This is a genomic window from Thiohalomonas denitrificans (assembly GCF_900102855.1).
Lineage (GTDB): Bacteria > Pseudomonadota > Gammaproteobacteria > Thiohalomonadales > Thiohalomonadaceae > Thiohalomonas > Thiohalomonas denitrificans.
In genome coordinates this window covers 172863-199236 of sequence record NZ_FMWD01000006.1, presented here as the reverse complement: position 1 = coordinate 199236, position 26374 = coordinate 172863, and the positions used below count along the sequence as shown (strand labels likewise).

23 protein-coding genes are annotated in these 26374 nt (G+C 60.0%); 8 read left to right on the top strand and 15 right to left on the bottom strand.

All coding sequences use genetic code 11. The annotated features are described in order from the left end of the window. Positions 1–13 precede the first annotated feature (13 nt). The 6 genes from BLP65_RS11020 to BLP65_RS10995 form a co-directional block, all read right to left on the bottom strand. A complete protein-coding gene (locus tag BLP65_RS11020) occupies positions 14–472 on the bottom strand; it encodes a DUF4426 domain-containing protein (protein ID WP_092996861.1) in 459 nt (152 codons plus the stop codon). A 79-nt stretch (positions 473–551) separates the two neighbouring features. Beyond that, positions 552–2537 carry a dynamin family protein gene (locus tag BLP65_RS11015; protein WP_092996858.1) on the bottom strand — a complete coding sequence of 662 codons (1986 nt, stop codon included), beginning with the start codon at positions 2535–2537 and terminating at the stop codon, positions 552–554. An 80-nt stretch (positions 2538–2617) separates the two neighbouring features. Beyond that, positions 2618–2926: a DUF167 family protein gene (locus BLP65_RS11010; protein WP_092996855.1), complete on the bottom strand. Its 309-nt coding sequence runs from the start codon at positions 2924–2926 to the stop codon at positions 2618–2620. A gap of 2 nt (positions 2927–2928) precedes the next feature. Beyond that, a complete protein-coding gene (locus tag BLP65_RS11005; RefSeq protein WP_092996852.1) occupies positions 2929–3531 on the bottom strand; it encodes a YggT family protein in 603 nt (200 codons plus the stop codon). Beyond that, entirely contained in the window at positions 3528–4361 is an 834-nt protein-coding gene (gene proC / locus BLP65_RS11000) for a pyrroline-5-carboxylate reductase (protein WP_092996849.1), read from the bottom strand. The genes BLP65_RS11005 and proC overlap by 4 nt, the downstream gene beginning before the upstream one ends. A 285-nt stretch (positions 4362–4646) precedes the next feature. After that, entirely contained in the window at positions 4647–5348 is a 702-nt protein-coding gene (locus BLP65_RS10995; protein ID WP_092996846.1) for a YggS family pyridoxal phosphate-dependent enzyme, read from the bottom strand. Between the two features lie 75 nt (positions 5349–5423). Here BLP65_RS10995 and BLP65_RS10990 point away from each other — a divergent pair, with 75 nt between their 5' ends. Both BLP65_RS10990 and BLP65_RS10985 read left to right on the top strand, forming a co-directional pair. Then, entirely contained in the window at positions 5424–6461 is a 1038-nt protein-coding gene (locus BLP65_RS10990) for a type IV pilus twitching motility protein PilT (protein WP_092996843.1), read from the top strand. A 92-nt stretch (positions 6462–6553) separates the two neighbouring features. Next, positions 6554–7705 carry a PilT/PilU family type 4a pilus ATPase gene (locus tag BLP65_RS10985; RefSeq protein ID WP_092996840.1) on the top strand — a complete coding sequence of 384 codons (1152 nt, stop codon included), beginning with the start codon at positions 6554–6556 and terminating at the stop codon, positions 7703–7705. A 163-nt stretch (positions 7706–7868) separates the two neighbouring features. Here the strand turns inward: BLP65_RS10985 and BLP65_RS10980 are convergent, their stop codons facing one another. The 9 genes from BLP65_RS10980 to gshA all read right to left on the bottom strand — a co-directional run bounded on the left by BLP65_RS10980 (position 7869) and on the right by gshA (position 16033). Continuing rightward, on the bottom strand, positions 7869–8738 hold the full coding sequence (locus tag BLP65_RS10980; protein ID WP_092996837.1) for a dihydroorotate dehydrogenase electron transfer subunit: 870 nt from the start codon (positions 8736–8738) through the stop codon (positions 7869–7871). Positions 8739–8746: 8 nt separating this feature from the next. After that, positions 8747–10039 carry a dihydroorotase gene (locus BLP65_RS10975; RefSeq protein ID WP_092996834.1) on the bottom strand — a complete coding sequence of 431 codons (1293 nt, stop codon included), beginning with the start codon at positions 10037–10039 and terminating at the stop codon, positions 8747–8749. After that, entirely contained in the window at positions 10036–11016 is a 981-nt protein-coding gene (locus tag BLP65_RS10970) for an aspartate carbamoyltransferase catalytic subunit (protein WP_092997125.1), read from the bottom strand. Before BLP65_RS10970 ends, BLP65_RS10975 begins: the two co-directional genes overlap by 4 nt. A 5-nt stretch (positions 11017–11021) precedes the next feature. Further along, positions 11022–11534: a bifunctional pyr operon transcriptional regulator/uracil phosphoribosyltransferase PyrR gene (pyrR, locus tag BLP65_RS10965; RefSeq protein WP_092996831.1), complete on the bottom strand. Its 513-nt coding sequence runs from the start codon at positions 11532–11534 to the stop codon at positions 11022–11024. Next, positions 11531–11971, bottom strand: coding sequence for a Holliday junction resolvase RuvX (gene ruvX, locus BLP65_RS10960; RefSeq protein WP_092996829.1), 441 nt, complete (start codon positions 11969–11971; stop codon positions 11531–11533). The genes pyrR and ruvX overlap by 4 nt, the downstream gene beginning before the upstream one ends. After that, positions 11968–12531 (bottom strand): YqgE/AlgH family protein, encoded by a 564-nt coding sequence (locus tag BLP65_RS10955; protein WP_092996826.1) that lies wholly within the window; start codon positions 12529–12531, stop codon positions 11968–11970. The genes ruvX and BLP65_RS10955 overlap by 4 nt, the downstream gene beginning before the upstream one ends. Before the next feature lie 173 nt (positions 12532–12704). Beyond that, entirely contained in the window at positions 12705–13595 is an 891-nt protein-coding gene (locus tag BLP65_RS10950) for an energy transducer TonB (protein ID WP_092996823.1), read from the bottom strand. 156 nt (positions 13596–13751) lie between these two features. Then, positions 13752–14726 (bottom strand): glutathione synthase, encoded by a 975-nt coding sequence (gene gshB / locus BLP65_RS10945; protein WP_092996820.1) that lies wholly within the window; start codon positions 14724–14726, stop codon positions 13752–13754. Continuing rightward, on the bottom strand, positions 14723–16033 hold the full coding sequence (gene gshA, locus BLP65_RS10940; RefSeq protein WP_092996818.1) for a glutamate--cysteine ligase: 1311 nt from the start codon (positions 16031–16033) through the stop codon (positions 14723–14725). Before gshA ends, gshB begins: the two co-directional genes overlap by 4 nt. Positions 16034–16315: 282 nt before the next feature. On the opposite strand from gshA, the gene BLP65_RS10935 reads away from it, so the two are divergent. The 6 genes from BLP65_RS10935 to BLP65_RS10910 all read left to right on the top strand — a co-directional run bounded on the left by BLP65_RS10935 (position 16316) and on the right by BLP65_RS10910 (position 26347). After that, positions 16316–16675, top strand: coding sequence for a response regulator (locus BLP65_RS10935; protein ID WP_092996815.1), 360 nt, complete (start codon positions 16316–16318; stop codon positions 16673–16675). A gap of 68 nt (positions 16676–16743) precedes the next feature. Continuing rightward, positions 16744–17109, top strand: coding sequence for a response regulator (locus tag BLP65_RS10930; RefSeq protein ID WP_092996812.1), 366 nt, complete (start codon positions 16744–16746; stop codon positions 17107–17109). A gap of 7 nt (positions 17110–17116) precedes the next feature. Beyond that, positions 17117–17662, top strand: coding sequence for a chemotaxis protein CheW (locus BLP65_RS10925; protein WP_092996809.1), 546 nt, complete (start codon positions 17117–17119; stop codon positions 17660–17662). Between the two features lie 65 nt (positions 17663–17727). After that, entirely contained in the window at positions 17728–19773 is a 2046-nt protein-coding gene (locus BLP65_RS10920; RefSeq protein ID WP_217631969.1) for a methyl-accepting chemotaxis protein, read from the top strand. Positions 19774–19784: 11 nt separating this feature from the next. Beyond that, entirely contained in the window at positions 19785–25853 is a 6069-nt protein-coding gene (locus BLP65_RS10915) for a hybrid sensor histidine kinase/response regulator (RefSeq protein WP_092996803.1), read from the top strand. After that, the gene (locus BLP65_RS10910; protein ID WP_092996800.1) at positions 25850–26347 is read left to right on the top strand and encodes a chemotaxis protein CheW; all 498 of its coding nucleotides are present in this window, start codon (positions 25850–25852) and stop codon (positions 26345–26347) included. The genes BLP65_RS10915 and BLP65_RS10910 overlap by 4 nt, the downstream gene beginning before the upstream one ends. Positions 26348–26374 lie beyond the last annotated feature (27 nt).

Sequence of the window (26374 nt, the reverse complement as noted above, 5' to 3'; positions counted from 1 at the left end):
CTGGGCTCCGCCGTCAATCCCTGTCTGACGTAAAGAACTGCTGCTGAAATTGCAGATCGTAGATTTGGTCACTGCCCTCGGGCTGAATGTTCACCCGAAAGTTCAGGACCTCACGATCGCTGACGGGGAATCCACCGATGTAGTAGATGGCTGCGCCCTCTTCGATTCGCTGCATGGAGATCTGCTTGGTCTGATTGGCCAGATTGGTGGCCTGCACCTGCAGGTCGGCGTTAACGCCAGGATAGGGTGGTGAATCGTCTTCCTTGTGCTGCACGGTGATATTCAGCATGCCCCGGTAGTCGCTGCGTGGCAGATTGTAGGCGCGGGCCACTTCAGGGGCGATAATCGTGGAGCTGAAGGCGCTGAAATGCACCCTGTAATCATCGAAATCGCGAAACTTGCCCGCGTGAGCAATCGCCGGCAGGAGCAGGGCCGTGGCGGCAATAATCGTCAATGTGCGCAGGGTTGCCATCTCGAGCCTCCCGTAGGGGTGGTTTAGGTATAACTATAGACCCGCCAGGGGACGGCCTGGCAGATGGGGCCTGCGACCGCTATTCGACGACTGCCGCCGACGCTTCCCGTGCAGTTTTTCCGCCCGGCGATGTCTTCAGCGGTTGGTCGATAATCCGGAGAATGGATTCCACCTCGGCGAACTGGGACTGAAGTTTTAACGCATTTTTTTCCAGCTCCTCGATGCGGGATTCCAGCGTTTCGCGAGAGTCGTTGATTTTGCGCAGATTCTCGAGCCGTTTTTCCATCTGCGCCTTGTGTTCCTTGATCTGGCGCACCAGCGGCGTCATTACCGCCTTGTTCCATTTGTCCGCATCACGATGGGCACGATAGAACACGTTGCGGGCATGACTGACCAGACTGATAAAGAATTTCTTCACCACGAAGGATTGCTCGGTCATGGTCGTGAACGGGCTCTTGCGAAATTCTTCGGCATCGGCGTACAACTGCTCGAGATCCTTTACATACTTTGTGGTGACATAGAGCACCGGCTTGACGTTATCGATGCCGTGTTCTTTCTGGAACTTGCGGTAGATCGTGGTTACCAGACGGCTGAGCTGCCGGTTGTATTCATCGACCTCCTGCAGCATGCCCTGAGCGGAGTCGAAGAAGCTCTTCATGCCGTCCTTGAGGCCATGGGTGGTCCAGCTGCCGGTCATCTGTTTTCGGGTCCTGTTAACCAGGTCGTCGAGCCGTTTCAGGTCCAGCAGCTTTTTGAGCTCTTCGCTCCGTTCGGAGAGGATGCGTTTGTTGGCCTGAAAACTTTCCACATTCTGATGATAGGCAACCTGCTCCTCACGGGTCTTTTTCATCAGGTGCGTGATCACGTCGTCGTTCTTGCCCGATAAGCCACGCAACTCCTCGAGTTGCGATGTGGTGGCGTTCAGGCGCTGCGAAAGCAGATCGTGTGTCTCTTTGATCATGCCGCCAATTTCGGTGGTGACATGTTCGCGGACCAGCCGCTGTTTGTAGGGAAGGATCTCTTCTGCAAGCAGGGTTTCGAGCGCCAGGACATTGCTGCGCTCCAGCAGTTCACGATCGTGACGGATCTTGGCCAGAAGCCCCTTTTGGGCGGACACCGGAAAGACGGTTTCACTATCGATGCCAAGGACTTCGGCCGCCTTTCCCCGCTGCTCCGCGATCGTGTGCGTGATGCTCGATTCGCCCCTAAGCTCGTCCCAGAGTGTATCCACCTTGTTCAGCACCACGATCAATCCCTTGCCTTTCTCCTTGCGCAGGGGCATGACATTGTGTCGCCACATGTCCAGATCGGATTTGGTAACACCCGTGTCGGCGGCGAGGATGAACATTACGGCCTGGGCACTCGGTAGCATGCTCACCGTCAGCTCCGGTTCGGAACCGAGTGCATTCATTCCCGGCGTATCGAGAATGACCAGTCCTTTTTTTAGCAAAGGGTGCGGGAAGCTGATGAGCGCATGGCGCCACATCGGGATGTCGATTTCATCCGGGAAGGTGCCATCGTTTAACCTGGAGTAGTCGTCCTTCTCGCAGAATAGTCCCAGCTTTTCGGCCTCGGCTCTGGGTACGCTCTTGGTCCGGACTACCTCCTGGAAGGCTTCGGCCATACTCTCGGGGCTCGACAGGTCCAGTTCGATCTGTGCCCAATGAATCGGTTCCGCCTTATATTCGTTGAGGCTGGTCTCGTTCAGGCGCGTTTCGATGGGCAGCAGTCGCACGTAGGCCTGCTCCGCATCGGTATCGTAGAATAGTTCGGTCGGACACATGGTGGTGCGGCCGGCCTCGGAGGGCAGTAGCCGCCGATCATATTCCGAAAAGAAGATGGCGTTGATGAGTTCCGTCTTGCCCCGCGCAAACTCGGCGACAAAGGCGATCGTCAGCCGGTCGGAGCGCAAGGACTGCAGGATCTCGTAGATCCGCAACTCGTCCTCGGGGTCCCCCACCCCGGCCTTATCCAGCCAGCGTTGATATTTCTCGATGCCGGCAATGACCTCGTTCTTCCAGTGGTCGAATGCCTGGATTTGTTCATTGAAACGCATGTGTTCCATTGCTCGCCTCTTGTTCGGTCCATGGTCGCGCCGGACCAGGGGAGTCCACTATAGGTAAATCGTCGCCGATAACAAGTGAATCAGGTCCTGTCTTTCGGCTCTCGTTGAATTGCAGCACTCTCTGGCAGCTGACCCGGTGACCGGATCCGGACCCTCTTGTCGCGACCGGTCTGCCCGCTCACCATCTCGATCTGCGCACGGTTGACGTCAAATGTCCTGGCAAGATACCTGAGCAGATGGGCATTGGCCTTGCCGTCGACCGGGGGTGCGGTTATGCGTACTTTCAGTACGCCGCCGTGCGGTCCGGTAATTTCATCACGGCGGGCCCGCGGCTGGATTCGCAGGGATAACAGCAGCTCCTCCCCCTTCCACTCGAACCATGCGGGCATGGTCAGCCGCCCAGTGCCAGCTGGCGGACCGGCGGCAGGACCAGCATCTTCAGCACCTGCAGTCCGAGGATTGCCACCAGCGGCGACAGGTCCAGGCCGGACATCGGAGGGATGAAGCGGCGCACCGGCCGCAGTACCGGCTCGGTCAGGCTGTGAAGGATAGAGGAGACCGGACTGTAGGCACCCGGATTCACCCAGCTCAAAACGGCCTGAATAATTACCGCAAAGATGAATACATTGAAGGCCAGATCCACCAACTCGACGATCGTCAGACCGATGAGTGTACCCACCGGCTGAATGGCGCCGGTCGCGATCAGTCCGGGTAGATAGCCCGCTCCCACCCGAGCGCCGACCAGGGCTACCGCAAGCAGCTGAATGAGAAACATCAGTACCAGGGAGGCGACATCGATGCCCCCGATGCCCGGGATTAGCCGCCGTAGCGGCCGCAACGGCGGATTGGTGATTTTGACGAGGAACTGCGATACCGGATTGTAGAAGTCCGCTTGCAGTTGCTGCAGCAGAAAGCGCAGCAGGATCGCCAACACATAGAGAGAGAACAGCGTGCCGATGAGAAACTGCAGTGGTGTGGTCAGGTAGCCGTTCATGGTTTTTCACTTTCCAGCTTGTCGGCCAACTCGACCGCGCGATCCCTTGCGCCGCTAACGGCCTTCTCAAACAGCTCACGCAGGCCGCCCTCTTCGAACAGGGCCACGGCACGTTCGGTGGTGCCGCCGGGCGAGGTGACCCGGGCCCGCAGGGTGGCGCTGTCGTCGAGGCTTTCCAACGCCAGCTTGGCGGCACCGAACGCGGTCTGTAGCGAGAGTAACCGGGCGGTCTCCCGTTTCAGCCCCAGGCTGGTGCCGGCATTTTCGAGCAGTTCCATCATTAGGAAGAAATACGCCGGACCGCTTCCTGAGACCGCCGTAACCGCGTCCATTTGCGACTCGTCATCGAGCCACAGCGTGAGCCCGACCGCCCGCAGCATGGCCTCCGCCAGTTCCCGCTGGTCCGCCTGCACCCGGGCATTGGCAAACAGGGCGGTTGCCCCGCTGCCCACCAGTGAAGGCGTGTTGGGCATGGTGCGCACGATGGCACAGGGGCCTCCCAGCCAGCGCTCGATAGCCTCGATGCGGATCCCGGCCGCGATCGAGATCACCAGCCGCTGTTTCTCAAGGACGCTGTTCCCGATTGCCTGGCAGGCTTCGCGCATGACCTGGGGCTTGACTGCCATTACCACCACTTCCGCCTGTGCCGTCAATTCGCGGTTGTCTGCCGTGGTGTGGACGCCGAAACGCCGGCCCAGTGCCTCACGCCGTTCCGCATCCGGATCGGCCACCCACAACTGTGCAGCCGGAAAGCCGTCGGCGATCAGGCCACCAATGAGGCTGGAGGCCATGTTGCCCCCGCCGATGAAACCGATGGTCTTGTTTTCCATAGACTCCCCGCTTCGATAGTTCCGTATTGGCTTTGATTTCAAACCGCAAAGGCGCAAAGCGCGCAAAGATCGATGATTTTCTGGATTCTGCATCGCAAGGCCCAACAAACAACCTGAGTTACGAAAATTTCGGGTTGCCATAACTACCATAGGTTACGGCACTTTCCTCTCTAGCCGCATTCTGAAGCGAACGGCACAAAATATACGGTCACTCTGCTCTCGTCTTGACAGGCCATCAGGTCTTCGCGCACTTTGCGCCTTTGCGGTAAATCTCTTAGGTGTTCACTAACGATAGTTTCTTGGCCCGAAGATGGCTGTGCCGATGCGCACCATCGTTGCCCCTTCGGCCACGGCCGCTTCGAGATCGTGCGACATGCCCATGGACAGGGTATCGAGATCCAGCCCATCCCGCTGCAAAGCCGTTTTCGCCTCGCGAAGTTTCCGAAACGGTTCCCGCTGTTTCTCGAAGTCATCAGCAGGTGCCGGGATACACATCAGACCGCGCAGGCGAAGATTGGGCAATGCCGTTACCTCATGTGCCAGATTCGGGAGTTCATCAAGGCCTGCCCCGGATTTGCTGACTTCACCGCTGACGTTCACCTGCAGGCAAATGTTGAGCGGCGGTATTCCCTCGGGACGTTGCTCGCTCAGGCGTCGGGCGATCTTCAGGCGATCGACACTGTGCACCCACTGGAAGTTTTCGGCGATCGGTCGTGTCTTGTTGGACTGGATGGGACCGATGAAATGCCATTGCAGGTTCAACCCGAACAGGGCTGTCACCTTGTCGGTTGCCTCCTGCAAATAGCTTTCGCCAAATAGCTGCTGACCGGCCTCGGCGCATGCGCGGATAGCTTCGGCAGGGCGGGTCTTGCTGACCGCCACCAGCGCCACCGCGGCCTCTTCGCGGCCGAAGCGTTTTTCGGCCCTGCGGAGGCGGTCACGGACGGCTTCGAGCCGTCTGGTTAGGTTGTCGTTGTTGTACGTCATGCGGGTACGTTATAAGGTATCGGCTCGCGTTCATGTCCGGTTGTCGCGGACCAGAAACTCCTCAGGGGAATTGTAATGGATATCACGGAACTGCTTGCCTTTGGCGTCAAGAATGGCGCTTCCGACTTGCATCTCTCCGCTGGGCTTCCGCCGATGATCCGCGTCGATGGCGATATCCGTCGCATCAATGTACCGCCAATGGAACACAAGGTCGTGCATGGACTCGTGTACGATATCATGAACGATAAGCAGCGCAAGGATTTCGAGGAGTATCTGGAGACAGACTTCTCCTTCGAAATCAAAGGGCTGGCGCGTTTTCGCGTCAATGCCTTCAATCAGAATCGCGGCGCCGGGGCGGTGTTCCGTACCATTCCCTCCAAGATCCTGACGATGGAGGAACTGCACTGTCCCCCTATCTTCAAGGATATCACCGACACCCCGCGCGGAATGGTGCTGGTGACCGGACCCACCGGTTCGGGTAAGTCGACCACGCTGGCGGCGATGGTCGATTACAAGAATAACAGTGATTACGGGCACATACTCACCGTCGAAGACCCCATCGAGTTTGTGCACGAGTCGAAAAAGTGCCTCATCAACCAGCGCGAGGTGCATCGCGACACGCTGGGTTTCAATGAGGCCCTGCGCTCCGCACTGCGTGAAGATCCCGACACCATCCTGGTCGGTGAGATGCGTGACCTCGAGACCATTCGCCTGGCACTTACCGCAGCCGAAACCGGTCACCTGGTGTTTGGCACCTTGCACACCAGTTCTGCGGCCAAGACCATTGACCGTATCATCGATGTGTTTCCGGCGGCGGAAAAGGACATGGTCCGCGCCATGCTGTCCGAATCCCTGCGGGCGGTCATCTCCCAGACCTTGCTGAAGAAGGTCGGGGGCGGCCGTGTCGCCGCGCATGAGATCATGATCGGTACCCCCGCCATTCGTAACCTCATTCGCGAGGGTAAGGTGGCCCAGATGTATTCCGCCATACAGACCGGGCAGCAGTTGGGCATGCAGACCCTCGATCAGAACCTCTCTGAACTCCTGAACAAGGGCGTTATCGGAAAACAGGATGCCCGCGCCAAGGCCTCGAACAAAGACGCCTTCAAATAGTCGCGAGTAGCTAGTGGCTAGTAGCGAGTGGACCTCGCCGCCGGCCGCTGACCCTCGCAACTAGTAACTAGCCACTAGCCACTGAGCCAGCCATGGAATTCGACTCGCTTTTAAAATTGATGGTGCACAAGAACGCCTCGGATCTGTTCATCACCGCCGGCATACCGCCGAGTATGAAGATCTCGGGCAAGATCGGGCCGGTTGCCAAGGGCAGCTTGACGCCCGACCAGGCCAAGCAGATTTGCTACGGCATCATGAATACCGAGCAGAGGGCGGAATTCGAAGCAAGGCGCGAAAGCAATTTCGCCTTGAGCCGCTCCGGTATCGGGCGGTTCCGTGTCAACGTCTTTCAGCAGCGCAATCAGGTAGGTATGGTGCTGCGCAAAATAGAGACCAAGATCCCGACGTTTGATGATCTGGATCTGCCGGACGTCCTGCGCGAACTGACCATGACCAAGCGCGGTATCGTCCTGTTTGTGGGTGGCACCGGTTCCGGTAAATCCACCTCGCTGGCGGCCATGGTGGACCACCGCAATACCCAGAGTACGGGTCATATCATCACCATCGAAGACCCTATCGAGTACATTCACCAGCACAAGGGGTGCATCGTGACCCAACGGGAGGTGGGCATCGATACCGACACCTTCGAGGATGCACTCATCAACACACTGCGCCAGGCGCCTGATGTCATTTTGATTGGCGAGATCCGTCACCGCGAGACCATGGAGCATGCCATTGCCTTCGCCGAGACCGGCCACCTCTGCCTGGCGACTCTCCATGCCAATAACGCCAACCAGGCCATGGATCGCGTGATCAACTTCTTCCCGGAGGATCGCCGGCCGCAGCTGTTGATGGACCTTTCGCTGAACATGAAAGCGGTCATCGCGCAGCGCCTGATCCCGAAAAAGGATGGCATCGGCCGGCGGGCCGCGGTTGAGGTGATGATCAACACACCACTGATGGCCGACCTGATCCACAAGGGCGAAGTCCATCAGATGAAGGAGCTGATGAAAAAGTCCGGCGAACAGGGCATGCAGACCTTTGACCAGGCGCTATACAACCTTTATATGGAGGGATCCATTAGCTTCGAAGACGCCACTCGCAACGCCGACTCACCCAACGAGGTTCGTATCATGGCGAAACTCGGTGCCGCCGAATCATCCGAAGATCTCACCAAAGGCCTCGAAGGCCTGACCTTGGAGGAGACCACCGATGAAGACGGTCCGGGCGGGTTGATTCGCTGAGTCTTGTCGCGGGTGTGGGAAAAAACCTTTCACCGCAGACGACTACATCCATGTAGTCGTCTGCGGTGCAATCTGCAGTTGTCCTGGCGCTCTTTGCGTTTTCGCCTGCATGGATGTAGGTGAGGGGCGTGAGCAGGAGCGGAAGCTTTTCGGTGAAGTTTCCCTAAAATATCGTTTCAGCTTCAAATACCGGGCCGTCGACGCAGACCCGCTTCATGGCCGGGCCACTCTCGGTGGTAACCTGGATGGTGCAGCCGGCACAGCCGCCGACGCCGCAGGCCATGAACTCCTCCATGGAGACCTGGCACGGGAGGTCGAAATCCTTCGCCACGGCCGCGACCGCCTCCAGCATGGGGTGTGGTCCGCAGGCGTAGACAGACACCTGCTCACGCTGTGCGGCATCCATCGTTTCCAGCCAGTGTCGCGCCAGATCGGTGACGAAGCCCTCGTGGCAGCCGGCATAGCCCTGCAGGCTGCAGAGTCGGCTGGCGATATCCCAGTCCTCGAGCAGCGGCATGGCGCCGGTCACTCCGCCGGGGATGCCGGGTACCAGAATCTGTGATGGGCGTACGCGAAACGGGAAGGGCACTTCCGAGCCCATGAGCACCAGCGGCTCATAGCCTCCCGTGCGTCGCACTTCCTCGGCCAGGAAAATCATGGGCGGGATCCCCACGCCGCCGCCGATAAGCAGTGGACGCTTCCGTTCCCGGTCGACCGTAAAACCGTTCCCGATCGGGCCGAGGGTACTGATTCGCTCGCCCACCCGCCGTTGCGCGAGCAGGTGCGTGCCTTCCCCGAAGGCCTTGTAGAGCAGCTGGATCTCACCGCGCTCCCCGTCACTGCGCATGATGGAAATGGGACGACGTAGCGGGCGACTGGCATCGCAGGTCAGGTGTACGAAACTCCCTGGCCCGGCCTTGGCAGCAATTTTCGGCGCCGCCAGACGCAAAACGTGCTGGTCACCCTCGTAGTGCTCGTGGGCCAGTATCCCGGCCTCTTCCAGGAAGAGGGTATTGCGATGCGGTTTGGTCATTTAAGTGGCTAATGGTTGTCTTGGCGCTCGAAGACAATACGGCCCTCGAGCAGGGTATGGGTGACGCGGCCCTTCAGCTCCCAGCCGAGGAGCGGCGTGTTTTTTCCGCGGCTGACCAGCGTCTCTTCACTCACCTGCCACCAGGCCTCCGGATCGAAAATACAGACATCGGCTGGCGCATCGAGTGCCAGCGTCCCGAGGCCATTCCCCAGTACTTCGGCCGGGCCGATCGTCAGTCGGGCCAGGGCGTCACTGCGTGGAAGTACCTTCTCGTCGGCGAGACGCAACAGCAGCGGCAGCAGCGTTTCGAGCGCCGAGATTCCGGGTTCGGTGTCGGAAAACGGCGCCAGTTTGGCGTCCGGGTCGTGGGGCTGGTGGTCGGAGCAGACGGAGGTGATGACGCCATCGGCCAGGGCGGCGCGCAGGCCGTCGCGATCACGGAAGGTGCGTAGCGGCGGTCGTACATGGCAGAGACTGTCGAATACACCGATGTCCATTTCGGTGAGGAACAGTTGGTGGGCGGTGACATCGCAGGTCACCGGCAGACCCCGGGCACGGGCGGCGGCCACCATCTCGACGGCTCGCGCCGTCGACAGCCGGCTGAAGTGGGCCCGCACCCCGGTTCTTTCCACCAGGATCAGGTCGCGGGAGATCCCGATGACCTCGGCGCACTCGGGGATGCCCGGCAGGCCGAGTCGGGTACTCACCTGTCCCTCGTGAAGGCAGCCGTGACCACCGAGCCAGGGATCCTCACTATTGATGAACACCGTGAGCCCCAGAGTGGCGGCATACTCCAGGGCCCTGCGCATCACCAGGGTGTTGTGAACCGGCCGCGATGCGTTGCTGACCGCGATACAGCCGCTCTCCTGCAGTGCCAGCATTTCCGCCAGGTGTTCTCCGGCAAGCCGGGCGGTGAGTGCTCCCAAGGGCAGAACCCGGCTGTTGCCCGCCTTGCCGGCACGGTAGAGGATCTGTTCGGCGACCGCCGGGTTGTCGATGACCGGATCGGTATCGGGGGGACAGCAGAGGGTGGTGATCCCGCTGGCTGCCGCGGCGGCGGTTTCACTGGCGATGGTGCCTTTGTGCTCCTGTCCGGGCTCGCGTAGTCGCGACTGCAGGTCGATCAGGCCGGGACAGACGACCCGGCCCGCGGCATTAATGGTGCGCTGCGCCTCGAACCCGGGCGGCGCCGTACCGATTCCGGCCATCCGGCCATCGCGAATGAAGAGGTCCGCCTCCCGGTCGAGGTTCTGGGAGGGGTCGACAAGCCGTCCGCCGCGGATGTGGATGGCACCGCTCATGACGTCTCTCCCCCGGTTTCCGCACCCGGTTGCCGGCCCAGAGCCATCGCCATGACCGCCATGCGTATGGCGATGCCGTTGCTGACCTGTTCCAGAATGACCGAGCGTGGGCCGTCGGCCACCTCGGAGCTGATTTCCACCCCGCGGTTGATGGGGCCCGGGTGCATGACGATGGCATCCGGCTTGGCCAGGCTGAGTTTCTCCTCGGTAAGACCGTAACGCTGGAAGAATTCGTGTTCGCTGGGGAGCAGACCGCCCTCCATGCGTTCGCGCTGCAGGCGCAGCATAATCACCACATCGACACCCGCCAGGCCCGACTCCATGTCGTGAAAGACGTGCACGCCCAGACTGCGATGATCCATCGGCAGCAGGGTCTTGGGCCCGATAACCCGCACCTCACCGACCCCCAGCGTGGTCAATGCGTGGATCTGGGAACGGGCCACCCGTGAGTGCAGAATGTCACCGACGATCGCCACTCGCAGGTCACCGAAGTCCCCTTTGTGACGACGAATCGTGAAGGTGTCGAGCATCGCCTGGGTGGGATGGGCGTGCTGACCGTCGCCGGCGTTGATGACCGAGATATGCGGTGCCACATTCTGTGCGATGAAGTGGGCTGCGCCGCTGTCGGCGTGGCGGACGACGAACATGTCGCAGTGCATCGCCTCCAGGTTGTGGAGCATGTCCAGCAGGCTTTCACCCTTGGAGGCCGCGGAGGTGGTGATGTTGATGTTGAGTACGTCGGCAGAGAGGCGCTTGGCGGCCAATTCGAAGGTGGTGCGGGTACGCGTACTGTTTTCAAAGAAGAGGTTGACCACCGTCTTGCCGCGCAGCAGTGGCACCTTCTTCACGGCCTGGGCTTTGATGTTGGCGAAGGACTCGGCAAGGTCAAGGATGTCGATCAGGGTCTGGCGTTGCAGCCCCTCGATGGTAAGGAAATGCCGAAGGTTGCCGTTGGCATCCAGCTGCAGATTCTTCAGCGTGTTCATTTCACCCGCTTCAGGCTGAGGGTCAGTGGTTTCGGTCCGGTAAGTTTGACCTGCTCGCTCGGGCTCAGGTCCATCGACAGGCCCGCCACATCGGCGCATACGGGCAGTTCGCGGCCGCTGCGCTCCACCAGGATGCTGAGTAGCACCGAGGCGGGACGGCCATAGTCGAAGATTTCATTCAGGGCGGCACGGATGGTACGGCCGGTCTGCAGGACGTCATCAACCAGAATGATGTGACGGTCCTCCACCTCGAACGGCAGATTCGAGGGCTTGACCTGCGGATGGACGCCGATGCGCTCGAAGTCGTCGCGATAAAAGCTGATGTCGAGCGTTCCCAGCGGCTCCTCGATACCCAACAGGCAGTGCAGGTGCTCGGCAACCCAAACCCCACCCGTGTGAATACCGATCATCAGCGGCGCGGTGACCTCGCGCTCCTCCAGGGTCGCGCGCAAGCGGGCCGCCATGCCCGCCAGCACCCGGTCGAGATCGTGTTGTAACGGTGTCGTCATTTGCTGTGTTGATCCAGCCAGGCCTGCAGGATGATTCGGGCGGCAAGCCGGTCCACGTCCTCTTTCCGGTAACGGCTGCCGTGCGCCTCCATGAGGAGACCCGAGGCCTCCAGCGACGTGAAGCGCTCGTCCTCCATGTATACCGGCAGATTGTACCTGCCCCGTAATTGATTACCAAAGCGGCGGGCGCGATGGGTCAATTCCTGCTCTCCGCCTTCCCGATCGAGGGGCAGTCCCACGACCAGGGCGACCGGGCGCCACTCCTCTATCAGCTGCGAAATACCCTCCCAGTCAGGTCGTTGATCACGACTTCTCAGGGTGATCAGTTCACGCGCTCCGCCGGTGAGCGTCTGACCCACGGCGATGCCAATGAATCGCAAGCCGTAATCGAAGCCAAGCACGTTGCCGCTTTCGGTGCGCTCGGATTTGGCGTTCACGCGTGTCCGATCTGACTGGACAGCAGGTTGACATCCACGCCGAGCAGGGCCGCTGCCGCCGCCCAGCGCTGCTCGGGTGCGGTTTCGAACAGGGTGGGCGGATCGGCCGGCCCGCTCAGCCAGGCATTGTTGGCGATCTCTTCCTCCAGCTGGCCGGCGCCCCAGCCGGCATAGCCGAGGGCAAACAGGTGCCGTTTGGGGCCCTCTCCATGGGCGATGGCGGAGAGCACATCACGGGAGGTGGTGACGGCGATTTCGTCGGTGACCTTGAGACTGGAGTCCCATGCCCCTACCGGTGCATGGACCACGAATCCGTGCTCAGGCTCGACCGGGCCGCCCTCGAAGACCGGCATCTGCAAATCCACGCGGGGGCTGGCTTCGATATCCATATGCTCGAGCACCTCGCCAAGCGTCAACCCGGAAGGGCGATTGATCACAATCCCCATGGCTCCCTTTTGGTTGTGCTCGCAAATATAGGTGACCGTGTGTGAGAAATTCGGGTCCGCCAGCGCGGGCATGGCGATCAGAAAGTGGTTGGTAAGACAGGAGGTTTCGCTCATAACCATAGTATCGGGAAGCACCGGTGCTGTGTCGAGGGCCGAAAGCTGTTGTTCCTGGAGAGCATGGGGAAGTTTCAACCGCCAAGTTCGAAAAGGCGCTGATTCTGCCCTGAACCTCTCTCCCCGTGGTCCGTCATCTGCCGGGGTCTTTTTCTTTGCAGCCCGGGATCGGATCACCGGGTGCCGAACTGGTTGCCGGATTCGAACTGCCATACCCGGATGATATGCAATATATCCATTTCCTGACGCATGGCATCGCTGAACGGGGCGAATGGCGCTGCCATTTTGACAATGCGGACGGCGGCGTCATCGAGCGATTTCTTTCCCGAGGACTGCCGGACCTCGACCTTGTGAAGAGTGCCATCCGGCTTGATGGCCACATCCAGCATCAGACTGCCGGTGAGTCCCTTGCGTCGGGCCTCTTCCGGATAGTTCAGATTGCCGATGCGCTCCACCTTGCGCCGCCAGTGTTCTTCATACGCCGCATGCTCGTATTTCCGAGTGCTTGCCGAAATGTACGTGTGTCTCGGTCGCTGCGCATAGGATTGCTGACGGCGACGGATATCGGCAGAGAGCCGGGCAGCCTCCCGGCTCCGACTGAGCAGGTCCGCCGCTGTCGGCATATCGGGCCGGGCCTTGGGTGGGACCTTGTCGGCGGATTCCATCTGGATCCGGCTTTCCGGGGCGGTTATCACCTGGGAGCGCTCCGGCCGGGGCGGGGGCGAACTGGGTGCGCGGGTACGTTCGGCATCCCCTTTCTCCGGCGTCGGCCGGCGGTTGGAGACGGCGCTGGAGGGCCTGACCTTCTCCTTGACGCTGCCCCCGCCCTCCTGATCCGCCTGTGCCAGATAATCCGCCTCTTCCGGGGCCTTTTCGCTCTTGCTCTGGACCAGTGTGATATCGAGGGAGAGCGGCCGGGGCTCGGGATTGGTGAAGTCCTCGAGATCAAAGGTCACGCCCAGGATCACCAGGGCGTGGAATGCTACGGCAAAAAACAGCGTCAGCCCGATGCGGTCGGCATTGCCGGGCTCGAACTGGGGTGGCGGGGGAAGCGTCTCGGCCATGAGGTGATTATACAGGGCCGAAGCCCTCGGGTCGTGAGGTGTCGCGCGGATTTTCCGACCGCTGAGGGCAGGGAGGGTCCCGATCGCCGCTGATGACGCGGGGCCTTGCTCTTCCCCTGTGGTCAAGAGAACCGCGCGAATGACCTGTTGCTGTCCTCAGTGGTGAGCTTTTCCAGTTGCCCGCCTATCGAGTTTGCGGTCGATGACGTCCATCAACTGTCCCCCGATATCCAGGTCGCAGGCGGCATCCAGTTCGCGGATGCAGGTGGGACTGGTGACGTTGATTTCGGTCAGAAAGTCGCCGATGACGTCCAGTCCGACAAAGATCAGGCCCATTTTCCGCAGCTTCGGCGCTACCTGTTTGCAAATCCAGCGGTCGCGGGCACTCAGGGGTATGGTCTCGCCGCGACCGCCCGCTGCCAGATTGCCGCGAATATCGCCCTGGGCGGGAATGCGCGCCAGGGCATAGGGCGCCGGTTCGCCGTCGATGAGCAGGATGCGCTTGTCCCCGGCACGGATCTCCGGCACGAAGCGCTGCGCCATGATAAATCCGGTGCCGTTGCCGGTGAGGGTTTCGATGATGACATTGAGGTTGGTATCCGCCCCCTCCACCTTGAAGATGGAGGCCCCGCCCATGGCACCCAGTGGCTTGAACACGGTGGCACCCTGTTCGGCATGAAAGGCGCGCAGAGCATCGGCATCGCGGCTAACCAGTGTGGGTGGAGTGCATTGCGGGAACCAGGCGGTAAAGAGCTTTTCGTTGGCATCCCGCAGGGAAGCGGCACGATTCACCACCAGCGCGCCCGCTTCCTCGGCACGCTCGAGCAGATAAGTGGTGTAGATGAATTCCATATCGAAGGGCGGATCCTTGCGCATCAGGATCACGTCCAGAGAGCCCAGCGGGTGCACTGCCGGCTCCTCCAGGTCATACCAGTGGTGTGGATCGGCGTGGACCCGGAGTGGACGCATGCGCGCCGATGGCATGCCGTCGCGCAGAAACAGGTCCCGCTGTTCCATATAGCGCAATTCCCAGCCGCGGCGCTGGGCCGCCAGCAGCATCGCCAGCGTGCTGTCTTTTTTGTAGCTGATGGCTCCTATGGGATCCATCACCACCCCGACCGTAACCGTCATTTTGTCTCGTCTCCCATGTGTTCCGCAACTTCGCGCGCCGCCGCGAGCAAGGCGAGGCGAGCGATGACGCCATAGGCGTAGAAACGGTTCTTGCCGGCATCGGGGTCTTCGCGGGAGTCGGGGTTATTGCACACCTCCGCGAAAGCCAGCGGCTCGAAATGCATACCCGGGGCATTGAGATTTTCGTTACGGCCGCGGCCCGTATGCACGCGATAGAAACCGCCGACCACAAAATGGTCGATCATGTAGACCACCGGCTCAGCCACGGCTTCCGGATTGCCCCAGGTCTCGAACGTGTACACCCCTTCCTGGACGATGACGCGGGAGACCGCCTGTCCCTCCTTGGTCTTGGACATGCGGGTGCGCTGCTTGCGGTTGAGTTCATGCGCCTCTTCGGGGGAATGCAAAGTGGTGATACCCATGCCATAGGTACCTGATTCCGCCTTTACCACCACGTAGGGTTTCTGGGCGATCCCGTACCGGTCGTATTTCTCCTGAATGGCGTTGAGCAGGGCTCCGGCATTTCTGGCTACACAGTCCTCGCCCTCACGCTTCATGAAATCGATTTCGCCGCAGTTGCGGAAAAGCGGATCGATCAGCCAGGGATCGATATCCACCAGTTCGGCGAACTCGTTGGTCACCGTGCGATAATGGCCGAAGTGCTCCGACTTGATGCGATTCGACCAGCCGAGTTCCAGCGGTGGAATCAAGGGCTGCTCGATGTTTTCGAGAACGGGAGGGCGTCCTCCGGACAGGTCGTTGTTAAGCAGCACCACGCAAGGGAAGAAGTTGCCCACACCCACTTTGTTTCCTTCGCGACGCAATGGTTCGAGGTGCACCTTGCGACCTGATGGCAGTTCGAGGGTCTGGGAAGCCTCGAGGTCGGGCAGCAGGGAACCGAGCCGTACCTCGAATCCCGCCTTGCCAATCAGATCCTGCAGGGTAGCCAGACTCTCCAGATAGTAGAGATTACGGGTATGGCTCTCGGGGATCAGCAGCATCCGGGTCGCCGAGGGGTAAATGCGTTCCATGGCCGACTGGATCGCCTGAATGCACAGTCCCTCAAAGGCAGAACTGAGATTGTTGAAGCCCGCAGGGAAGAGGTTGGTGTCTACCGGCGCCAGCTTGAAACCTGCATTACGCAGATCCACCGAGGCGTAGAAAGGGGCCGGCGTTTGCAGGAACTGACTGCGAAACCAGGACTCGATCCGCGGTTGATTCTCCAAAAGGTGCGACTCAAGCAGAAGGAGAGGACCGGTCGGGGCAGTTGTCAGGTGCGGAACGGCATCCAGTTGATTTACAATCATTCTTGGCAGGAACTCTTAAGTTGTTGAATGAATTGGTCGGATTTTAGCAGCAACGGACCTGCATGAGATAATTCGCCGGCATGGGCAGTGTCTCGCAAGGTCTACAAATTATGTGGCCCTTATGCGACAAAAGCCAAGCACTACCGGTGCTCTTTCAAATCTGTTCAAGGTGGGCGTGTTCCGATAGGATGAAGCCTGCAACAGCGAATAGTGGTTGACCCGGGAGGGAGCGTGTCAGGGGAAGCAGCAGCTCGGAGCAGGACCGCGGACCAGATCAAGGTGATGGTCATCGATGACAGCAAGACCATTCGCCGCACCGCTGAGAGTCTTCTCAAGAAGGAGGGCTGTACCGTCTTTACGGCAAATGACGGCTTCGAAGCGCTCGCCAAAATCGCCGACCATGAGCCGGACATCATCTTTGTCGATATCATGATGCCGCGCCTCGACGGTTATCAGACCTGTGCCCTTATCAAGCACAATAAGAAATTCAGCAAAGTTCCGGTGATCATGCTCTCCAGCAAGGATGGGCTGTTCGACCGGGCGCGGGGCCGTATCGTGGGTTCGGAGCAGTACCTCACCAAGCCCTTTACCAGGGAGGAACTCCTTGGTGCCATCAAAGAGCACGTACTGAACCCGAATTGAGCAGTTAACCAAGTATAACGAAAAGCGGCATTTGCCGAATCGCCTAACTTAAAAACGGGAGACCAGTTATGGCGCAGATCCTGATTGTCGATGACTCGCCGACGGAAATTCATGTGGCTCGTTCCGTACTCGAGAAGCTGGGGCATATTATCGAGATCGCCGAAAACGGCGAAGACGGCATCAGTAGAGCCAAGGAGTTCAAGCCGGACCTGATCCTCATGGATGTTGTGATGCCCGGCATGAACGGTTTTCAGGCCACACGAAAGATCAGCAAAGACCCTGAACTTGCCGAGATCCCGATCATCATTGTCACCAGCAAGGATCAGGAGACCGATCGTGTCTGGGGATTGCGCCAGGGCGCAAAGGCCTACATCACCAAACCGGTAGCCGAAGACGAACTGGTGGAGAAGGTGAACTCGGTGCTGGGCGCCTGAGAACGGCATGGCAGCGGATACGGAAAAGACACCCTTCGACCTGCTGAGGGATATCGAGCGACGCAGCCGGGCCAATGCCCGCGGTCTTCCTGAGCAGGTCGAGATCCAGACCACCTGGGCAGGCATCGGGTTTCGGGTCGGTGATGCGCATCTGGTGGCGCCTTTGGGAGTCGTTCGGGAGATCCTGACCTTTCCTGTGCTCACCCGGGTTCCGGGGGCCAAGGTATGGATGAAAGGCATCGCCAACGTGCGCGGTAATCTGCTCCCGGTCACTGATCTGAAAGGTCTGCTTGTGGGTAAATCGACGCCCATGCGGCAGAGTGCGCGGGTATTGGTGGTTAACAACGGTACGGTCAGTGCAGGGCTGCTGGTCGATGAGGTCTTTGGACTGCGCCACTTTCTCGACGAGGATTTCAGCGACAGTGCCGAAGCGGTTCCGGAGTTTATCCGCCGTTTCATCAACGGTATCTATCGTCAGAATCAGGAGATCTGGGGCCATGTAAACCTGCATGCCCTGGTCGAAAGTGACGAATTCATGCACGTCGCCGCCTGACGGTAGGGTGCCGAGGGCGCGCTGTTTCGTTTTTCGGAGTTTCTTTAGGAGCGGGAGAAATGGGTTTGAAGGGTAACGATAAGGGCTCGAGTAGCGCTGGGGGAAAGGGCCTTGCGGTCATTATCGTCTTGCTGCTCGTTTTCGTGGGGCTGATGGGCGCCGTCTCCTGGCGCGTTGGTATACAAGATACCAACGACAAGCAGTACATCGGTCTGCTGGGTGAACAGAGAGTGCTTTCGCAGCAGATCACGAAATTCGCGGGTCAGGCGACACAAGGAAAACCAGAGACCTATTCCCAGCTGAAGAACTACCGCGATCGATTTGCCGAATCGCTTCAAGTCCTGCAATCCGGCGACCCGGAAACGGGCCTGCCTCCGTCACCGGAGAGCGTCAGCGAGGAACTCGAGCGGGTGGAGCTCCTGTGGCAGCGCTTTGATAACAATATCCAAACCATCGACAAGAGTGGGGCGGTGGTAACGAAGTTGCGCGGCATTGTGCAGGACATCAATGAAAGTTCGTCGCAGATGCTGGTGCTCACTGATGAAGTCGCCACCCTGATGACCGAAAAGGAACTCCCGGGTACGCAAATCTACCTGGCCAGCCGGCAATTAATGCTGAGTCAGCGTATCATCAACAACGTCAACCGGATTCTGGAAGGTGATACCGGTGCGGTAACCGCCGCCGACCGTTTCGGTCGCGATGCCAATCTCTTCGGGGGTGTCATCCGGGGGATGCTCGACGGTGACGCAGAGATGAACATCGACCGCGTTGAGGACCAGGAAGTTCGCAGCAAGCTCGAAGAGGTCGGGGACCTGTTCGCAGAATTCAGTGAACAGATGGGCGCCATTCTCGAATCCAGTCCCGAGATGTTCGAAGTCTCCGAGGCGGCCCAGGTCGTTCTGAATACCAGTGAACCTCTCCTGCAGGCGCTGACCACGCTCGAAAACGCCTACCTGAACCACATCGACAGTCGCACCATCAACTCGATGCTCGGTAACATCTTCGGTGTCGTCGCGCTGCTATTGCTTTTTGCGCTCGGTTTCAAACTCAAACGGGAAGGCGAAAGGCGCCTCGCCCACACCGAAGCCGAACGGCGCGCCACCGAAGGTCACAACCAGCGTAACCAGCAGGCAATCATGCGGCTGCTCGATGAGATGGGCGACCTTGCGGATGGTGACTTGACGGTCGATGCGACAGTGACTGAAGACATCACCGGCGCCATTGCCGACTCGGTCAACTACGCCATCGAGGCACTGCGTACGCTCGTTACAGCTATCAATGACACGGCTACCCAGGTCAGTCAGGCGGCCGATCAGTCACGCGCAACGGCCACCCACCTGACCGAAGCCTCCGAGCGTCAGGCACACGAGATCGCCTCGGCTTCATCCAAGATTCGGGAAATGGCGGTATCGATCGAGGGCGTATCGGTCAATGCGGACCAGCTTGCCGAGGAGTCACAGCGATCGGTGGCGATCGCCAAGAAGGGGTCCATCGCGGTACAGAACACTATCGACGGCATGGGTTCGATCCGTGAGCAGATCCAGGAGACTTCGAAACGTATCAAACGTCTCGGTGAGAGCTCCCAGGAAATCGGCGATACCGTGGGGCTGATCAACGACATCGCCGAGCAGACCAATATCCTCGCTCTGAACGCAGCGATTCAGGCGGCTATGGCCGGCGAAGCCGGCCGCGGTTTTGCCGTGGTGGCGGACGAGGTACAGCGTCTTGCAGAGCGTTCGGCCGATGCGACCAAGCAGATCGAAGCGCTGGTAAAGACCATCCAGACGGATACCAATGAAGCCGTCATTTCCATGGAGCAAAGTACTTCCGGCGTGGTTACCGGTGCCAAACTGGCCGAGGACGCCGGTTCGGCACTCGGCGAGATCGAACTGGTATCGACCCGCCTGGCTGATCTGATCCACAACATTACCGATGCCACCAAGGAGCAGGCGGGTGCGGCGGTCAATATCACCGATACCATGAATGTCATCCAGGAGATCACTACGCAGACTTCGGATGGCACGGACCAGACCGCAGCTTCCATCGGGAATCTGGCGGAACTCGCGGACGATCTCAAGAAATCGGTTTCCGGCTTCAAGTTGCCGGTCTGACGGACTGCATCATGCAGACAGCGGAGACATTTGACGTCAGCACCCTGGCCTGGATTAAGGGTGAATTGGACGAAACACTCAATGACGCCCGCCAGGCGCTGGAATCCTTCGCTGATGCGCCTGAGGATGCCGGTGAGTTGGACGCGTGCGTCGATGCCTTGCATCAGGTGCAACGCACCCTGCAAATGGTCGAGTTGTCTGCGGCTGCACAGTTCCTGGCGGAGGTCGAGACCTTCGCGCGAGCGCTACAGCACGGCGAGCTGGTGTCGGCTGATAGTGAATCGGGAGGGGCTGAAGAGGCACTGATGCGTGCCATCCTGGAGTTGCCGGACTATCTCGATGGTTTACAAAGCGGTCGGCCCAACACGCTTCTGCCGCTACTACCGCTGGTGAACGAGATGCGCCGGTTGCGGGGCGAAGCCGAATGGTCCGAGTTGTCGGTGTTTCATCCCGATCTGAGCATCCGGCCGCCGAGTCGGGAGTCCGCCGGCAATCTGCAGGCGGTTGCTCGTAAAGCCCGCCCCCACTACCAGACGGCTCTTGCCAACCTGCTGCGCGACCGCGAAACGGCAACCAGTCTGCAGACGCTCCGGAAGGTCCTCGGCGCCCTGTTCAAAATTGCCGACGAGATCCCCGTTCGGCAGGCACTTTGGGCGGGTTCGGCGCTGGTTGAAGCCCTCTCGGAGAAGGGGCTTGAAATATCCAGCGAAGTGAAGCATCTGCTTGGCAAGCTGGAGCAGCTGGTCAAGTATCTGTCTCAGAAGGGGGAGACCGGAGCCAATGCCGGGCAAGTCCAGGCGTTGACACGCGTGCTGCTGTATCACGTCGGCCATGCCACCGCCGGTGGTGCGATGGTTGCGGGGATCAAGGATGCCTTCGGTCTCGACCGCTTCTTCCCGGAAGAGGGGTTGTCGGCCGGACTGACAGCGGAGCTCAAGAAGACGGTTGCGGCCGATATCATGGAAGAGCTCTCCCAAGTCAAGGATATTCTCGACGTCTTCGTGCGGGGCCAGAGGACCGATCTGGACAGCCTGCAGCCGATCGGCGATGGATTGCTTCGCCTGGCGGATACGCTGGTTCTTTTGCGGCAGGAGGATCTGCAGCAGGCACTGCGTGATCAGGTGGAGGTGCTTGGCCGCATTCGTCTCGGAGAACTCGCGCCCGATGATGAAGTATTGATGGGCGTGGCCGGCGCGCTGCTGCTGGTGGAATCCACCCTCCAGGATTGGGGTTCGAGCACACCGGTGGAAAAGGCCGACGATAACGGAGGGTATGCGGGGCAATTCCCCGAAGCCGAACACCTGCGGGGTGTCCGGCAGGTTATGAAAGAGAGTCTGGGTGATCTGATCCGGGTCCGTGAATTACTCGCTGGCTATCTGGATAATCCCGGCGATACCGGAAGGCTGAGTTCCCTTCCTGCTGATTTTCACCGCCTGGTGGGGAGCCTGAACCTGCTTTCCTACTCACGCGTCGCCAGAATCCTGCAGGCGTCGGCTGCCTACGTACGTGATGAAATCCTGAACGGCAAGACGATCCCGGACACCAGCCAACTCGACCAGCTGGCCGATGCCGTAATGAGCGTCGAGTACTATCTCGAGGCTTTTGTCCAGAGCCGCGTACACCCCGCTTCGGTACTCGATGTTGCCGAAAATGCCCTCGCCGCGCTCGGATACCCCACGGGGGAGTTCCTGGAGAGGATGAATGCCGGTGCGCGGGATCTTTCCATTGCCGGGGAGGAGGCGGAGGTCGACGAGCTACCACAGGAGCCGGGCGCTGCTGTTGTTGCCGAGCCGCTGGATGAGACCGGCAGTAGGGGACCGGACGCGGAAGGACACGGGGAGGAGGACGATATCGATGAAGAGATCACAGCGGTCTTTCTCGAAGAGGCTCAGGAGGAGCTGGAAAAAATCACCAGACTGCTCCCTGTCTGGGAAGCCAACCCCTCGGACCATGATGTCCTCGCCGAGTATCGACGCTCCTTTCACACCCTGAAAGGCAGCGGACGGCTTGTCGGCGCCGAAGAGCTGGGTGAGTTTGCCTGGTCTTTCGAAAAGATGCTCAACCAGGTAATTGACCGGGCCATCGAACCCGGTCCCGTCCTGTTTGACCTGTTACACCGTGCCGAGCGGGTGATCCCGCACCTGGTAGAACAGTTTCGAACCGGTATAGAGCCCGACATCGAGGTGCAGGCGCTGGCGGATGCCGCCGATGCACTCACGAGTGGTGAGCTGCCTTTGCTGCCGGAAGAGGGAGCACCGGTCGAGCCCGCAAGGGCGCCGAAGCCGTCCATCACTGCAGACCCCGAGCTGCTTGATATCTACGCCAAGGAGGCCGCGGAACACCTTGCCGCGATGGATCGGTTCCTGTTCGAGTGCCGTACCGAGGGGGTGCGCTATGCCAGCGAACCCCTGGTCCGGGCGCTGCACACGTTGAAGGGCAGCTCGCGTATTGCCGGCGTAGCCGAGGTCGCCGGTATTGCCGATGCGCTGGAGAACTACAGCAAGGCACTTCAGACGGTCCACCAGCCCCTGAGTAACGACTGGATCGCGGTCCTGCACGAGAGTCGGGACCTGGTCGAAGGTGTGCTGATACATTTGAACGATCCCTCCGTCCCGTTGCCGTCGGCCGGGGACCTGCAAAGCCGTGCCGAAGCCTTTTACGCCTCCGTCCGCCATCTGGAAAAGCAGTGGCGACCGGACGATACGCCGGTCGCTGAACCTGGGGAGGCCGAGGTGCCTGCCTCGGCCGCGTCGGATGAACCAGCAGCCCCGAAACTCAAGGATCTGCAAGAATCCAGTGAAGGTCTACTTCCCGGCAGCGACAGCCTCCAGGCGGAGGAGGTTCGGATCGCTCCCGGCGAACGGCCGGAAATGGCTGAATTCGACGACGAATCGGATCTGGTTCACCTCTTCCTGGAAGAGGGAAGCGAGCTCCTCGATGAGAGCGAGCGCTGCCTCGAGGTCTGGACAGCGCAGCCTGATGACAGAACGGCAGTTCGGGAGCTCCAGCGTCAGCTGCATACGCTCAAGGGAAGTGCTCGCCTGGCTGGCATCGCAGCAGTGGGTGATCTCTCCCATGAACTCGAGACCGTTTACGAGGCGATCACCGAGGGGCGGTTGTCGCCGACCCCGACCCTGCTTGGTGAACTGCAGCTCGGTCACGATCGGCTGGTGAATATGCTGGAGCAGGTTCGTAACGGTGAATCGGCTCAGGTGGATAAGGACGTCATTGCGCGGCTTGAAGCAGTGGTCCAGGGCGAAAGGCCGACACCAACCGGAGAAGAACCCCCGGAGGCGGATTCCCTGGCAGCGGAAGGGGCCGCTAACGAGGAGGGAGAGGAACCCGAACTTCTCGAACTGTTTCTGGAGGAGGGCCGCGAGATCCTCGACAGCAGTGAGCACATACTGCAGTCGTGGCTCAAGACGCCCGGAGAGAACGCGCTGGTCCAGTCGCTTCAGCGTGAACTGCATACGCTCAAGGGGAGTGCACGCATGGCGGGTATAACCGCCATTGGCGATCTCAGTCACGCCCTCGAGTCCACTTTCGAAGCGCTGCTGGAGCGGCGCACGCAGGTCGTCCCCGAACTGCTCGAGGTCATTCAGCAGGCGCACGATCGACTCTCGAACATGCTGGAGCAGGTCTGGGAACGCCAACCGGTCACGACGGCCGAAGAGCTGATCCGGCGAATTGAAGAACTGCTTCGTGCGCCCGAAACGCCCGACGAACCGAAAGCCATATTGCCGGATCCCTCACTTCAGCAGCCGGACGAAGACGCCATCGTCCCGGCAGAGACAGCAGAATGGTTGCATGCCGAAACCGCTCCGGACTTCTACCGGCTGGCGATGGCGCTGGTCGAACAGTTCGGTGCCGAGCTCAATAACTGGCAGCGTGCGCCGAGTGATCCCGAACGGCATGAAGCCCTGGCAACCGCCGGCGCCGGTCTGGAGCAGTTGGCCCGGGAAGTCGATGTTCAGAACATGGTCGATCTGCTTGTGGTCACCGGGGTGCTGCTGGCCAACGTTCGCGACGGCCATGTCCTGGTGTCCGATGAATTTTTCGGATTGATGCACCTGGTGCATGAACGCCTTTCGGTACTCGTCGAGCAGCAGCATCACGAACTTCCGCTTCGCAGTGTGCAGGACCTCATCGACAGTATAAAGGAGCTGACCGCTCGCTACCCTGGAAAGCCGGGCGAGAAAGATGATACGGAAGCGGAGGAGAGTCGCCGATCATCCCGCATCCAGCATGAAATGGTTCGTGTGCGGCGCGACTTGATGGATAGCCTGGTTAACTATGCCGGCGAAGTGAGCATCTACCGATCGCGTATCGAGCAGCGGCTAAACTCCTTCGGCCACAATATCAGTGAATTGGATGAAACGGTAGATCGTCTCCGCCACCAGCTACGCCAGTTCGATATCGAAACCGAGGCGCAGATCTCTGCGAGGTATCAGGAGGCCGGCGAGGAGTACGAGGATTTCGATCCGCTGGAATTCGACCGCTTCACCAACATGCAGCAGCTCTCCCGCGCGATGATGGAGAGTTTGAGCGATATCGGCTCGATCAAGGGGATGATGTCCGAGATCGAGCGGGAATCGGAGACCCTTCTCCTGCAACAGGCTCGGGTCAATACCGAACTGCAGGAGAACCTGATGCAGACACGGATGGTCCCGCTCGTGGACAACGCCCCACGGCTGCGCCGTATCGTTCGTCAGACGGCATCGGAACTCGGTCGTAAAGCGAGCCTCGGTTTTCAGGGCGCCGGGGTGGAAATGGATCGGCGTGTGGTTGAGCGTCTGATTGCACCCCTTGAGCATATGCTGCGAAATGCTGTTGTCCATGGCATTGAACCCCCTGAAGAGCGCCTTGCCGCCGGTAAGGACGAGGCCGGCTCAATTACCGTGGGTCTGTCACGGGAAGGCGCCGAGGTGGTGGTTCGCGTTTTCGACGACGGGCGGGGAATCGATGCCGATGCGGTTCGTGCCAAGGCCATTGAACGCGGGCTGATGGAAGCCGATGCCGATCTCGGCGACCAGGAGGTGGTGCAGTTTATCCTGGAATCGGGTTTCTCGACGGCCGCGACGCTGAGCCAGGTTGCCGGTCGTGGTATCGGCATGGATGTGGTCAGCAGCGAAGTTCGGCAGTTGAGCGGTTCGATGGAGATCGATTCGGTGAAAGGCCAGGGGACGCGATTTACCGTGCGTCTGCCGCTTTCCCTTTCGGTAAGTCGGGCACTGATCGTTCATGTCGGCGAAGAGACCTTCGCCATTCCGTTGCTGTCCGTGCAAGGCATAGCGCGTGCGGAGCCTGCGGAAGTCGAGGCGCTCCTGGGGCAGGAGCATCCGATCTATTCTTGGCTTGGAGAGAGCTATGAACTGATGCACCCGCGTCAGGCGATCGGCATCGAAGAAGCGGCGGTGCCGTCTGAGGCGAAGAAGCAGCCCCTCATATTGGCACAGAGCGGCGATCACCGCATCGCCCTGATCGTCGATCGGATCGAGGGCAGCCGCGAAGTCGTGGTCAAATCTCTGGGTCCCCAGCTGAGTACGCTCCAGTCCCTCTCCGGGGCGACCATTCTGGCCGACGGTAGTATCGCTCTGGTGCTGGAGCTATCGGCACTTATCCGCACCGGTATTGCGCATCGGCATCGGGCCATGGAGCAGCGGGATTCGGATGCGATACCCGTCCCGTCAGTCCCGACCGTAATGATTGTGGACGACTCCATTACCGTGCGCGCCGTCACCAGGCGCTTGCTGAAACGTCACGGTATGAAAGCCGTGGTTGCAAAGGATGGTGTCGATGCCCTGACGGTCCTCGAAGAGACCATTCCGGATGTGATGTTACTGGACATCGAGATGCCGCGAATGGATGGCTTCGAGCTGGCCACCCACATCCGAAATTCGGAGACTTTGAAAGGGATTCCCATCATCATGATTACCTCGCGTACCGGAGAGAAACACCGCCGGCGGGCCCGGGATATCGGCGTCGATCGCTACATGGGCAAGCCCTATTCGGAAGGTGACCTCATGGAAAACATCGAGTCGTTGATTGCTGATGCGGAACCAGGGGAGACGGCCGGATGACAGCACCTGTTACCGCAGCGGGACGGGAAGAGCAACAGAGTGCGGACGCGATTCGCTGCCTCTCCATCCCTCTTGAGAACGGCGCATTGCTCTTGCCTTACACAGCGGTCGCGGAAGTGACGGAGTTTGGGGAGTTGACGCCGCTGACTAATGGACCCGGCTGGCTGCTGGGACTGCTCCGTTGGCGGGGCGTTACGGTTCCCGTACTGACCCTGGAGGGATTGGTAGGCACTGCAAACGGCCCGACCGATTCGCCCGAAAAAGTGGTGGTGTGCAATACGCTGAACGGTAATCCGAAGCTGCCGTTTCTCGCCGTCGCGGCTTCTGGTGTTCCTCGCCTGACCTGGGCGCAGCGCGACACCATCAACACCATGGAAAACGCACGGACTGGCGAGCGGCCGGGCGCCCTCGGTCACATGCATACGCCGGATGGTGACGTCATTATCCCCGATTTTGACGTGCTGGAGCAGATGCTGCTCAGGCTGGGTCTTTGAAACGGCGGCATTTCGCGATTTTTCAGG